Source organism: Micrococcus sp. KRD070, from assembly GCF_017168435.1.
Taxonomy (GTDB): Bacteria; Actinomycetota; Actinomycetes; order Actinomycetales; family Micrococcaceae; genus Micrococcus; species Micrococcus luteus.
The window spans coordinates 201,447-214,334 of record NZ_JABFNH010000024.1; the positions used below are offsets into that span (position 1 = coordinate 201,447).

A 12,888-nucleotide genomic window follows, 5' to 3' on the forward strand; every position below is an offset into this window, starting at 1 on the left:
CTCTCGGGGTGGTGGCGTCGGGGTCGGCGCGCCAGACGAGGCCGGCGAACCGGCCCTCACCGGGCGCCCGACGGTGCGAGAACAGGCGCTCGTCCTCCCGCGTGCACACGTCGATCGTCGCGGCGGCCACCCCGCGGGCACGGAGGACCTCCGCGGCGCCGGCGGGCAGGTCGAGGGCGGGGGTGCCCCAGGACGTGGTGGCGGCGGTCGCCGGGAGGCGGGCGGCGGCGTCGTCGCGCATGGCCGCGGGCACCTCGTAGCAGCGGCCGCACACGCCGGGGCCGATCCAGGCGCGCAGGCCGGGACCGGCCCGGTCGGCCTCCGGACGCAGGGAGAGCAGCCGATCGACGGTCGCCTCCAGGACGCCCTCCAGCAGCCCGCGTCGCCCGGCGTGGGCCACGGCGGTCGCGCCGGTCGTCTCGTCGACGAGGACCACGGGGAGGCAGTCGGCCACCATGACGGCCAGCGGCCGGGACCCGTCGCGGCTCACGGCGGCGTCGGCCACGGGGGCCGGGGCACCGCCGCGCCCGGGCCCGTCCGCCCACACGACGTCGGCCGAGTGCACCTGGTCCAGATAGAGCGTGGCGCCCTCGGGGACCCCCATCACGCGCTCCAGGGCGCGACGGGCGGCGCTGACGCGAGCGAGCCCCTCGGCCTCGTCCGGCGGGACCACGTGCAGCGCGAGGTTGCCGGCGGCCACGGAGGTCCAGGCGACGTGCACGGCGCCCGTCGCGGTGCGGACGGTCTCGCGGTGCACGAAGGGGCCGGCGGGGACCCGTGTGGTCCCGGCCGGCCCCTCCGCGGCCGTCACTTGAGGAAGTCCGGGACGTCCAGGTCCGAGGACCCGGCGCCGAGGTCCGGCTCCACCACGGTGGGCAGGTCCTGCTGGCGGCGCGGCTGCTGCTCCTGCGGGGCCAGCGGCACGGTGCCGCGCACGGCGGGGCGCTCGGCCTGCTGCTGCTGCGCGGCCTGCGGGGCGGCCGGGGCGGAGGTGACGTCCACCTTGTCGAAGCCCGCGGCGATCACGGTCACGCGCACCTCGTCGCCGAGGGCGTCGTCGATGACCGCGCCGAAGATGATGTTGGCCTCCGGGTGGGCGACCTCCTGGACCAGTCGCGCGGCCTCGTTGATCTCGAAGAGGCCGAGGTCGGAGCCGCCCTGGATGGAGAGCAGCACGCCGTACGCGCCGTCGATGGAGGCCTCGAGCAGCGGCGAGGCGATCGCCAGCTCGGCCGCCTTGACGGCGCGGTCCTCGCCCTGCGCGTGGCCGATGCCCATGAGCGCGGAGCCCGCGCCCTGCATCACGGACTTCACGTCCGCGAAGTCGAGGTTGATCAGGCCCGGGGTGGTGATCAGGTCGGTGATGCCCTGGACGCCGGAGAGGAGCACCTGGTCCGCCTGACGGAAGGCGTCCATGACCGAGACGTTGCGGTCCGAGATGGACAGCAGGCGGTCGTTCGGGATCACGATGAGGGTGTCGACCTCGTCCCGCAGGGCGTCGATGCCCGCCTCGGCGGAGCCGGCGCGACGGCGGCCCTCGAACGTGAACGGACGGGTCACGACGCCGATGGTCAGGGCGCCGAGCGAGCGCGCGATGCGGGCCACGACGGGCGCTCCGCCGGTGCCGGTGCCGCCGCCCTCGCCCGCGGTCACGAACACCATGTCCGCGCCCCGCAGGACCTCCTCGATCTCCTCCGCGTGGTCCTCGGCGGCCTGGCGGCCGACCTCGGGGTTCGCGCCCGCGCCGAGTCCACGGGTGAGCTCGCGGCCCACGTCCAGCTTCACGTCCGCGTCCGACATCAGCAGCGCCTGGGCGTCCGTGTTGATGGCGATGAACTCCACGCCGCGGAGCCCCACCTCGATCATGCGGTTCACGGCGTTCACGCCGCCGCCGCCGATGCCGACGACCTTGATGACGGCCAGGTAGTTCTGGGGTGCAGCCACGGTGTTGGTTCCCTTTGTTCGAGATCTCGAGAGGTCAGCGCGAGGCACATCGCCCCGGTGATCGGCGGCCACCCGGGGTGGACACCTTCAAGCACAGCGTGAAGCGAGCCTCGCGCGCGTTCGGGTCCACCGTACTGGGAGGCCCGCGTCACGTGCAAAAGAAAACGGCGTGTCCACGCGGAAAAGACGGCCTCAACATCAACTTTCACGTGAGACTCGAAGGACCAGCAGCCGCGGTGAGGACCCCCCGACTCGCACGAGGTCCCGCGCCCCGACCTTCACCTTCACGTTCTACTGGAGACTCCTGTGGCCCCGGTTCAGCGCGTGATCGGCCGCGTGGGCACGGAGACGTCGATCTCGGCGACGCCGCCCGCCGCGGATCCGTGCCGCTCGTCCGCCAGGAACGCCTCGGCCACGGACCCCTTGAGACCGGCGTCCTGCGCGTCGCCCCAGACCAGGGTCACCCCGCCCTCGAGCGCCAGACGGACCTGGCCCGGGCCCCGAGAGTCCGCGGTCTCGACACGATCGGCCACGGACTCCGGCAGCGCGGCCAGCACCTCGGCCACCTCGGCGCGCTCCTCCTGCGCCCGGTGCGCCAGCTCCTCCGAGAACGCGGGGAGGTCCTCCCCCTCGAGCCGCTCCTCCGGCACTCCCGTCAGGACGGTGCCGTCCGCGAGCAGCAGCTGCACGCCGTCGTCGCCGTCCCGCCGGGCCCGCGCCTCGTGCTCCCGGACCACGACCTCCAGGCCGGTGGGCAGGCGGGGCACGGTCTGGACCTCGGCCACCCCGGGCAGACCGCCGACCAGCTCGCGCACGCGGCCGGCGCCGACGCGGGACAGCGGCACGCCGTACACGGGCTCCAGGCGCTCCTGGACGTCGGTGGCGGAGACGTGGCGGGTGCCGGTGACCTCGACGCGGTCCACCGCGAGCACGGGCGAGAAGAACACGACCGAGCCCAGGGCGCCCAGCACCGCGAGCACCGCGGCCGCCACACCCCAGCGGGTGGCGCGGCGCCGGCGCGCGGTGCGGCCCGGGAACTGGACGACGGTGGAGGCGTCGGTTCCGGCCGGCGGCGGCGTCCCGCGGCCGCGCCTCACGGGTGGGCGACGCCGGGCGCCGCGTCCCGGCCGAGCTCGGCCAGCAGGTCCGGACCCAGGGCGGTGACGTCCCCCGCGCCCATCGTCAGGACGACGTCGCCGGCCGTGGCGCCCGCCGCGAGCGAGCGCACCGCCTCGGCGCGGTCCTCGGCGACGACACGGTCCTCGGCGGCACCCGTGGTGAGGCGGGAGGCGATGAGGGACGAGTCGACGCCGGGCATCGGCTCCTCCCGGGCCGCGTACACGGGCAGCACGCGCACCACGTCCGCCCCGGAGAGGGCGGCGGCGAACTCGGCGGCGAAGTCCCGGGTGCGGGAGAACAGGTGGGGCTGGAACAGGACGTGCACGCGGGCGTCACCGGCCACGGCACGGCCGGCGGAGACCGCGGCGGCCACCTCCGTGGGATGGTGCGCGTAGTCGTCGAAGACCCGCACGCCGCGCGCGGCGCCACGGAACTCGAATCGGCGGGCCGTGCCCCGGAAGGCCTCGACGCCCCGCACGGCGGCCTCGAAGGCCATGCCCGCCCGGACGGCGGCCAGGACCACGGCGGCGGCGTTCAGCGCGTTGTGCCGGCCGGGCACCTGCAGGTGCAGGGTGCGCTCCGGCCCGTCCGCCATCCGGAACGTGGCGCGCTGGCCCACTCCGGTCTCGCCCGGCTCCACCGCGAGGTCGGTGACCAGCAGGTCCGGCACCACGCCGTCGCGGGGCGCCGTGCCGTAGGTCACGACGTCGGCGGCCGCGTTGTCACGGGCCCACGCGGCGAGCTCCGCCGCGCCGGCGTCGTCGAGGCAGGCCACGAGGACCCCGCCCTGGGCGGCGGCTGGCAGCCCGCCCGCGAAGTCCCGGAAGACCTGGTGCACCGCCTCCTCGGTCCCGTAGTGGTCCAGGTGGTCGGCCTCCACGGTCGTGACGATCCCGATCGTGCTCGGGTAGTTCACCAGGGTGCCGTCGGACTCGTCGGCCTCCGCGATGAACCACTCGCCCCGGCCCGCCCGGGCGTTGGTGCCGAGCCCGGCGACGGCGGCGCCGACGGCGAACGTGGGGTCCCAGCCGGCGTCGGAGAAGGCCATGGCGGCCATGGAGGACGTGGTGGTCTTCCCGTGCGTGCCGGCGACGGCCAGCACCCGGTGGCCGCGCATGGCCAGGGCGAGGCCCTCGGAACGGTGCAGCACGCGCAGTCCGCGTGCCACGGCGGCGTCGTGCTCCGGGTTGCCCGGCCCGGCGATCGAGGAGGCGATCACCGTGGTGACGTCCCGGCCGAGGTGCGCGGCGTCGTAGCCGACCGTGATCCGGGCGCCGCCCGCGGCGAGCTCGCGCATTACGGGCAGGTCCTTCGCGTCGGAGCCGGACACCGCGACGCCCTGCTCCTGGAGGATGCGGGCGACCCCCGACACGCCCACGCCGCCGATCCCCAGCAGGTGCACGCGGCCCAGGTCGGCGAAGCGGCCCTCGGCCGCGGGACGGGTGCTCTCGTCGCGGCTCATCGCCGGGCTCCTTCCTGGGCGGCCGAGCGCACGAGGCCGGCCATGGTGACGTCCGCGTCCCGGACGCCGAAGCGGGCGGCCGCCTCCCCCATGCGCGCCAGACGCTCGGGGTCGGTCGCCAGCGGGATCAGCTGACGCTGCACCCACGCGCGCCCGAAGGCGTCGTCGCGGACGAGCAGCGCACCCTCCGCCTCCACCACGGGGCGGGCGTTGAGCGCCTGCTCGCCGTTGCCGATGGGCAGGGGGACGTAGACGGCGGGCAGGCCGACCGCGGACACCTCGCAGACCGTGCCGGCGCCCGAGCGGGCGACGATCAGGTCGGCGGCGGCGTAGGCCTGCTCCATGCCCGCCAGGTACTCCCGCTGGACGTAGCCGTCCCGGACCAGGAGGCTGCCGTCGTCCTCGGTGAGGGCCTTGTCCCGCCCGGTCAGGTGGAAGACCTGCAGACCGGCGTCGAGGAGGTCGCCCAGCGCGGCGCGCACGGTGCGGTTCACGGCCAGCGCACCCGAGCTGCCGCCGGTCACCACGACGGTGGTCCGGTCCGGGTCGAGGCCGAGGGCCTCACGGGCGGCACGGCCGGCGGCCGCCCGGTCCAGGCCGGAGATCTCGGGGCGCATCGGCATGCCCACCCAGCGGGCGCCGCGGAGGCGGGTGTCCGGCAGGGCGGTGCCGACGTGCGTGGCCCGCAGGGCGCCGATGCGGTTGGCCAGGCCGGGGCGGGCGTTGGCCTCGTGGACCACCACGGGCACACCGGCCCGGAACGCGGCGAGGTACACGGGGGTGGCGACGTAGCCGCCCACGCCCACGACGACGTCGGCGCGCCGGTCCCGCAGGATCCGGGCCGCCGTGGCGACCGCGGCGCGCATGCGGGCCGGGAAGCGGACGACGTCCATCGACGGGCGGCGCGGCATCGGGACCCGGTCGATCAGGTCGAGCTCGTAGCCCGCCTCGGGGACGAGACGCGTCTCCATGCCGGAGGCGGTGCCGACCATGGTGCACTCGACGGGGCCGCCGCCGTCGTCCTCCAGGGCGCGGGCGATCGCGAGCATCGGGGAGATGTGGCCGGCGGTGCCGCCGCCGGCCAGCACCACCCGCAGGGGTCCGGAGGGATGAGAGGTCTGCGTCATCGGGGCTCCTGGAGCGGGGAGGGGGTCGGTGTCCGGCTCGTCCGCCTGCGGGCGGGCGTCCGGCTGCGCGGCACGGCGGCGCTCGTGACGGGCGAAGGCCAGCACGATGCCGACCGCGCTCAAGGACAGGGTGAGCGCGGAACCACCATAGGAGATGAAGGGCAGGGGGACGCCCACCACGGGGATGATCCCGGAGACCATCGCGATGTTGACGGCCGCCTGGCCCACCAGCCAGGCCAGGATCCCCCACGTGGACAGGCGGATGAACGTGGACGTGGTCCCGGCGGCGACGCGGTAGATGCCGATCGCCAGGCCGAGGTAGGCCAGCAGCACCACCAGCGTGCCCACGAGCCCGAGCTCCTCGCCGAGGATGGTGAAGATGAAGTCGTTCTCGGCCTCCGGGATGTAGCTCCACTTCTGGCGGGACTGGCCGAGGCCCGCGCCCCACCAGCCGCCCGAGGCCAGGGCGTACATCCCGTGCGCCGGCTGGAAGCAGGGGTCGGTGGCGTCGGAGCAGTCCCCCATCCAGGCCTGCACCCGGACCATGCGGTGCGGGGCGAGGAGGGTCAGGGCCAGGATGCCCAGCATGCTCAGCGCCAGGAAGGTGAGGAAGACCCCCCAGTGGGTGCCGGCCACGTACAGCACCGTGGCCAGCACGATCGCGAGGATGATCGCGGTCCCGAGGTCGCTGCCCGCCATCACCAGGATCAGCAGCAGCAGGCCGCCGGGCAGCACCGGGATCAGCGCGTGCCGCACCTGGGTGACGAGGCGGTGCTTGCGCTCCAGGACCGCCGCCGCCCACAGGGCCAGGGCGAGCTTGGCGGCCTCGGAGGGCTGCATCCGGAACCCGCCGATGCCCAGCCAGTTGCGATTGCCGCCCACGGTGACGCCGAGCGGGGAGAACGCGACCAGCGCGAGCAGGATCACGGCCACGCCGAACGCCGGCCAGGCGAGCGCCTTGAAGACGCGCACCGGCAGGCGCGAGAACACGAGCAGGGCCGCCACGCCCGCCACCGCCCAGGCGCTCTGGCGCAGGAACAGGGCGTACGAGCCGCCGCCGGTGCCGATCGCCTCGACGGAGGACGAGGAGAGCACCATCACGAGCCCCAGCACGGTGAGCAGGGCGGTGCAGCCGCTGATGAGCAGGACCGACAGGTCGAGGGCGCGGCGACCCTCCAGGACCCGCCACATCCGGTGCAGGAGACGCTCCCGGTGCTCGGGGGCGTCGTCGTCCGCGCGGGGGCGGACCGGGCGGAGCTCGATCGGGGACATGGCCCTCCTCACGGGGGAAGCGAGACGGTCGGGTGGGCGGCGGGTCAGTCGGTGTCGGGGGCGGCGTCGTCGTGCACGTCCCAGCCGTGCTCGCGCATCAGCCCGGCGACGGCCTCGATGAATGCGTCGCCGCGGGCCGCGTAGGAGCGGAACTGGTCCATCGACGCCGCGGCGGGCGCCATGAGCACGGTGTCGCCGGGGCGGGCCAGGCCGTCGGCCACGCGCACCGCCTCGGTCATCACGGCCGCGCCGTCGGCGGGGCCGGTGCCGTCGGCCGCGGCGAGGGGGGCGTGGACGGGGACGTCCGGGGCGTGCGCGGCCAGGGCCGCGCGCAGGGCCGAGGTGTCCCTGCCCAGGAGCACCACCGCCCGGAGCCGGTGGGCGTGCGCGGCCACCAGCTCGTGATAGGTCACGCCCTTGGGCAGGCCGCCGGCCAGCCACACCACGGAGCTGAACGCCGCCAGCGACGCGTCTGCGGCGTGCGGGTTCGTCGCCTTGGAGTCGTTGACCCACATGATGTCGCGGGAGGTGGCCACGAGCTGGATGCGGTGCTCCCCGCGGTCGTAGGAGCGCAGGCCCTCGGCCACGGCCGCGGGGCTCACCCCGACGGCCCGGGTCAGCGCCGCCGCGGCGGCCGCGTTGGCCATGGTGTGGCGCGGCGCCACCGGGCCCAGGTCGGCGCGCTCGGCCAGGGCGATCGCCTCGTGGCGCCGGTTGTCCAGGAACGCACGGTCCACGAGGATCCCGTCCACGACGCCGATGTCGGACAGGCCCGGGGTGTCCGTGGTGAAGCCGATCGCGCGGCAGCCCTCCTGGACGTCCGCGCGCTCCACGAGGGTGCGGGTCAGCGGGTCCTGCTCGTTGAACACGCAGGCCACCCGCGTGTTCGCGTACACCTTGCCCTTGGCGGCGGCGTACTCCTCCATCGAGCCGTGCCAGTCCACGTGGTCCTCGGACAGGTTCAGCACCGCCGATGACGCCGGGGCCAGGCCGTGCGTCCAGTGCAGCTGGAAGCTGGAGAGCTCGAGGGCGAGCACGTCGAAGCCCTCCGGGTCGCGGATCGCGTCGAGCACGGGGGTGCCGACGTTGCCGCAGGCCACCGCCCGACGGCCGTCCGCCCGCAGGATGGCCTCGACCATCGTCACGGTCGTCGTCTTGCCGTTCGTGCCTGTCAGGCACACCCAGTCGGCGGTCTTCCGGCCGGCGCGCTCGCGCAGCCGCCAGGCCAGTTCGACGTCGGACCAGATCGGCAGGCCCGCCGCATGGGCGGCCATCAGCAGCGGCTGGTCCGGCCGCCAGCCCGGGGAGGTCACGACGAGGTCCGCGGCGGCGCCGTCGACTTCGGGCAGCACCTGCGTGGCCGCCCGGTCGAGCAGGACCTCGCGGACCCCCACGATCCGCAGGGTCTCCGCACGCGCCCGGTTCTCGGGGCCGTCATCGCCGTCCACCACCACGACGGCGGCGCCCAGCTCGGCCAGGGTGTCGGCCACGGAGAAGCCGGTGACGCCCAGGCCCGTGACGACGACGCGCAGGCCGGCCCACCCCGGGGCGTCCCAGGACGTGAGGTCGGCGGTGCGGGCGGTGTCGGCGCGAGGCCGGCGCACCGGTGCGAGCGCGGCGTCGGACGCGGGGCCGGTCACGGGGTCACCCCCGCGAGGCCGCCCTGGCGGATGAGCCAGTCGCCGTAGAAGATCGCGAGCCCCACGGTGACGCACATCAGGGACAGCAGCCAGAAGCGGACCACGACGGTCACCTCGGCCCAGCCCTTGAGCTCGAAGTGGTGCTGCAGCGGCGCCATCAGGAACACGCGCTTGCCGCCGGAGACCTTGAACCAGCCCACCTGGATGATGACGGAGAGCGTGATCGCGACCATGAGGCCGGCCAGCACGGCCACCAGGATCTCGGTGCGCGTGAAGATCGCGAAGCCGGCCAGGGCGCCGCCCAGGCCCAGGGAGCCGGTGTCCCCCATGAAGATCTTGGCCGGCGAGGTGTTCCACCAGAGGAAGCCCAGCAGGCTGCCCGTGAGGATCGCCGCGAGCAGGGCCAGGTCCATGGGGTCGCGGACCTCGTAGCAGCCGCGGGTGCCCTCGAGCGCGCAGGACTGGCTCGACTGGAAGAGCGACATCAGGACGTAGGCGCCCGTGATCATGGCGGTGGCGCCCGTGGCGAGCCCGTCGAGGCCGTCCGTGAGGTTCACGGCGTTCGTGGTGGCGGTGGTGATGAGGTTCGACCAGATCACGAACAGGATGACGCCGATCGCGGGTCCGGCGAAGGCCAGGTCGAGCCACGGGATGTCCCGGGCGAAGGAGATCGCCGTCGAGGCGGGGGTCAGGCCCCGCTCGTCCGGGAAGTTCAGGGCGAGGACGGCGAAGGCGGTGCCGATCAGGGCCTGGAGGATGATCTTGCCGCGCGGCGTCAGGCCGAGCGAGCGCTGCTTCGTGATCTTCGTGAAGTCGTCCACGAAACCGACGAAGGCCATGCCCACGGTGAGCAGCAGCAGGATCAGGCCGGAGGCCGTGGGCCCGCCGAAGTCGACGCCGAGCACCGCGAGCAGCCCGTGGGTGATCAGGTACGCCAGCACCATGGAGCCGATGATGACCGCGCCGCCCATCGTGGGCGTGCCGCGCTTGGTCTTGTGGGTGGTCGGGCCGTCGTCGCGGACGAACTGGCCGTATCCGCGCTTGACGAGGAACCTGATGAACAGCGGGGTGCCGACGGCCGAGAGGACCAGGCCGAGCACGCCGCCGATGAGCAGTCCGATCACGGTCGGGACTCCTTCGGGGAGGCGGAGGGGGCGGCGACGGCGTCGGCCGTGGCGAGGCGCTCGCCGAGGGCCGCGAGCCCGACGCCGTTGGAGGACTTGACGAGGACGAGGTCGCCGGGGCGCAGGTGCTCGGCGAGGAACGCCTCGGCCTGCGCGGCGTCGTCGACGAAGTGCGCCTCCTCGCCCCAGCTGCCCTCGTTGAGGGCGCCGATGTAGAGCGGCCGGGCTCCGGCGCCCACCACCAGCAGCTGGGCGATGTTCAGGCGCACCACGGACTCGCCCACGAGGGTGTGCTCACGGACGCGGGCATCGCCGAGCTCGAGCATCTCCCCCAGGACGGCCCAGGTGCGGCGGCCGCTGGAGCGGCCGAGGGTGGCCAGCGTCCGCAGCGCGGCGCGCATGGACTCGGGGTTGGCGTTGTACGCGTCGTTGATGATCGTGACGCCGTCCGCGCGGTCGGTGCGCTCCATCCGGAAGCGGCTGGCGGGCCCGAGCCCGTCGAGACCACGGGCGATCTCGGCCGGGTCCATGCCGGCGGCGTGGGCGGCCGCGGCGGCGGCCAGCACGTTGTGCACGTGGTGCAGGCCGGTCAGTCCGGAGGCCACCGGATGCCGCACGGCGGCCTCATCCGTCCCGACCTGCAGGTCGAAGACGGGGCGCTCCTGGTCGTCGGCTCGCACGTCCCGTGCGGCGACGAGTCCCGACGCGCGGCCGGCGGCCACGTCCTCGGCCGCGCGGGCGACGCCCCGCTCGTCCGCGGTGAACCAGGTGATCGGGGCGGCGGTCCGTGCCGCCATGCCGGCGACACGCTCGTCGTCGAGGTTGAGGACGGCGACGCCGTCGGGGCCGAGGGCCTCCACGAGCTCGCCCTTGGTGCGCGCGATGTTCGCCACGCCGCCGAAACTGCCCGCATGGGCGGTGCCCACCATGAGCACGACGCCGATGTCCGGGCGCACGATGTCGCAGAGGTACGCGATGTTGCCGACGTGGTCCGCGCCCATCTCGACCACGAGGAAGCGCGTGTCCAGCTCCGCCCGGAACACCGTGAGCGGCACGCCGACCTCGCCGTTGTACGAGCCGACCGGTGCGACGGTGGGGCCCTGGGTGGCCATCAGGGCGGCGAGCAGGTCCTTGGTGGTGGTCTTGCCGGCCGAGCCGGTGATGCCGATGACGGTGGTCGGGGAGTGCCCCCGGATGCGGCGCACGACCTCCCGGGCGAGCGCGCCCATCGCGAGCACGGCGTCCTCGACGATGATCGCCGGGTGCGCGGCGCCGTCGGGGGCGTGCGTGGCGCGCTCGGCGAGCACAGCGGCGGCGCCGGCGCCCAGCGCGGCGTCGATGAAGTCGTGGCCGTCGGCGCGCTCCCCCGGCTTCGCCACGTAGAGCGTGCCCTCGGCGGTGACCTCCCGCGAGTCGGGGGTGACGTGCACCAGCACGGTGGCGGGGTCGAGGGTGGCCGAGAGCGTGCCGGACACGGCCTCGGCGATCTGGGCTGCGGTGAGAGCGATCATGACTCGATGACCTTACCCTCGCGGGCGGGGCCGGAGCCCGAGGCGGAGGCCGCCGCGACACGGGCTGCCAGGGCCTCGCGGAGGGCCACCCGATCGTCCAGCGGGACGAGCTCGCCGTCGTAGTCCATCGTGGTCTCGTGCCCGCGGCCGGCCAGGAGGATGCCGTCCTGCGGCCCCGCCAGCTCCACGGCGCGGCGGATGGCCGCGGCACGGTCGGCCACCTCCTCGATCACGACCGTGCGGCCCTCCTCCCGCGCGATGCGGTCGGCCTCGGCGCGGGCGCCGGCGAGGATGTGGGCACGGATCGGGGCCGGGTCCTCCGAGTGGGGGGTGTCGTCGGTGACGATCACCACATCCGCCGCCCGGGCCGCGATCGCGCCCATCACGGGCCGCTTGTCACGGTCACGGTCACCGGCGGAGCCGAACACGATCAGGGTGCGGCCGCGCGTCCCGGCCGCCGCCCGGGCGTCGGCGAGGGAGCGCAGCGCCTGGACTATGCCGTCCGGGTTGTGCGCGAAGTCGACGACGGCGTCCGGCTCGCGGCCCACGACCTCCATCCGTCCCGGGACGGCGGCGGCCAGAGGGCCCTCGCCCGCGGGCACGTCCAGGACGGCGGCGAGCGCGTCCAGGTGCTCCTCCCCCACGGCGTGCAGCACGAGCAGGACCGCGAGGGCCGCGTTGGCCACGTTGAAGCGGCCCGGCAGACCGACGGAGGCCCGCAGCTCCCGGCCCGTGGCCGCGTGGCGCAGCGTGAAGCGATGGCCGAGGCCGTCCGGCGCGAGCTCGGCGACCTCCCAGTCCGCCCGGAGGCCGGGGTCGTGTTCGGCCAGGGCGCCCGGCGTCGGCGCGGCCGGCCCGAGGGCGAGCGTGGTGACGGGAGCGCCGGCGGCCCGGGCCATGGCGACGCCCCAGCGGGGCCCCTCGCCGCCGTCGAGCGTGATGACGGCGTGGTCGGTGCGGGCGGGGTCGAACAGACCGGCCTTGGCCGCGAAGTACTCCTGCATCGAGCCGTGCATGTCCAGGTGGTCCTGGGTCAGGTTGGTGAACCCGGCCACCGCGTAGCGCAGGCCGGCGATCCGCTGGTACGCCACGGCGTGGGAGGAGACCTCCATGACGGCGGTGTCCACCTCCTCCTCGCGCATGAGCGCCATGAGGGCGTGCAGCTGGGTGGCCTCGGGCGTGGTGAGCGTGGAGGGGACCTCCCGCTCCCCCGCGCGGATCAGGATCGTGCCCACGATGCCCGACCGGCGCCCCAGGGCCTCGAGCAGGGCGGCGGCGAGGAAGCTCGTGGTGGTCTTGCCGTTGGTGCCGGTCACGCCGAGCAGGCGCGGGCCGGCGTCGCCCCCGCCGCCGTAGACGCGGGCCGCCACGGTGCCGGCGGCGGTGCGCACGGCGTCGACCTCGAGCACCGGGACGTCGGCCAGGCCCTGCTCCGCCAAGAGCGCGCGGCCCGCCGCGTCCGTCAGGACGCCGACGGCGCCGGCCTCCAGCGCCGTGGCCGCGAACGCGGCACCGTGGGCGTGCGCCCCCGGGACGGCGACGTAGAGGTCGCCCGGGCGCACGACACGCGAGTCGAGGCTGACCCCCGTGACGCCGTCGGCCGGGGCCGCGCCGTGGACGTGGGCCGCGATCCCCGCCTCGGCCAGCGCCTGTGCGAGGGCGGGCCAGGGCGTGGCGGGGGTGTGGGAG

The 12,888-nt window shown here is 75.1% G+C and carries 9 protein-coding genes and 1 pseudogene; all 10 read right to left on the reverse strand.

Annotation, left to right across the window (positions count from 1 at the left end):
- Nucleotides 1-811: polyphenol oxidase family protein (locus J1M38_RS10570; RefSeq protein WP_206501244.1), on the reverse strand; the 811-nt coding region annotated here is incomplete at its 3' end.
- Nucleotides 808-1,944 (reverse strand): cell division protein FtsZ, encoded by a 1,137-nt coding sequence (gene ftsZ / locus J1M38_RS10575; protein WP_206501245.1) that lies wholly within the window; start codon nucleotides 1,942-1,944, stop codon nucleotides 808-810. The genes ftsZ and J1M38_RS10570, both read right to left, overlap by 4 nt.
- A gap of 317 nt (nucleotides 1,945-2,261) precedes the next feature.
- Complete coding sequence (locus tag J1M38_RS10580) at nucleotides 2,262-3,041, reverse strand: cell division protein FtsQ/DivIB (protein ID WP_233437070.1); 780 nt, start codon at nucleotides 3,039-3,041, stop codon at nucleotides 2,262-2,264.
- Nucleotides 3,038-4,525, reverse strand: coding sequence for a UDP-N-acetylmuramate--L-alanine ligase (gene murC / locus J1M38_RS10585; protein ID WP_060974016.1), 1,488 nt, complete (start codon nucleotides 4,523-4,525; stop codon nucleotides 3,038-3,040). The genes J1M38_RS10580 and murC overlap by 4 nt, the downstream gene beginning before the upstream one ends.
- Nucleotides 4,522-5,652: an undecaprenyldiphospho-muramoylpentapeptide beta-N-acetylglucosaminyltransferase gene (murG, locus tag J1M38_RS10590; protein WP_041102719.1), complete on the reverse strand. Its 1,131-nt coding sequence runs from the start codon at nucleotides 5,650-5,652 to the stop codon at nucleotides 4,522-4,524. The genes murC and murG overlap by 4 nt, the downstream gene beginning before the upstream one ends.
- A 90-nt stretch (nucleotides 5,653-5,742) precedes the next feature.
- Nucleotides 5,743-6,924, reverse strand: a pseudogene (gene ftsW, locus J1M38_RS10595) (putative lipid II flippase FtsW); the annotation flags it as partial.
- Nucleotides 6,925-6,968: 44 nt separating this feature from the next.
- Nucleotides 6,969-8,564 (reverse strand): UDP-N-acetylmuramoyl-L-alanine--D-glutamate ligase, encoded by a 1,596-nt coding sequence (gene murD / locus J1M38_RS10600; RefSeq protein ID WP_170748249.1) that lies wholly within the window; start codon nucleotides 8,562-8,564, stop codon nucleotides 6,969-6,971.
- Nucleotides 8,561-9,688, reverse strand: a complete 1,128-nt coding sequence (gene mraY / locus J1M38_RS10605) for a phospho-N-acetylmuramoyl-pentapeptide-transferase (RefSeq protein ID WP_135040333.1) — start codon at nucleotides 9,686-9,688, stop codon at nucleotides 8,561-8,563. The genes murD and mraY overlap by 4 nt, the downstream gene beginning before the upstream one ends.
- Nucleotides 9,685-11,199, reverse strand: a complete 1,515-nt coding sequence (gene murF, locus J1M38_RS10610; RefSeq protein ID WP_095347343.1) for a UDP-N-acetylmuramoyl-tripeptide--D-alanyl-D-alanine ligase — start codon at nucleotides 11,197-11,199, stop codon at nucleotides 9,685-9,687. Before murF ends, mraY begins: the two co-directional genes overlap by 4 nt.
- The coding region (locus J1M38_RS10615) for a Mur ligase family protein (RefSeq protein WP_206482170.1) at nucleotides 11,196-12,888 on the reverse strand (1,693 nt) is incomplete at its 5' end. The genes J1M38_RS10615 and murF, both read right to left, overlap by 4 nt.

What these genes read in the sequence shown, in the direction of transcription:
- murC (WP_060974016.1), bottom strand. Translation starts at nt 4,525, where the DNA reads ATGAGCCGCGACGAGAGCACCCGTCCCGCGGCCGAGGGCCGCTTCGCC.
- murG (WP_041102719.1), bottom strand. Translation starts at nt 5,652, where the DNA reads ATGACGCAGACCTCTCATCCCTCCGGACCCCTGCGGGTGGTGCTGGCC.
- murF (WP_095347343.1), bottom strand. Translation starts at nt 11,199, where the DNA reads ATGATCGCTCTCACCGCAGCCCAGATCGCCGAGGCCGTGTCCGGCACG.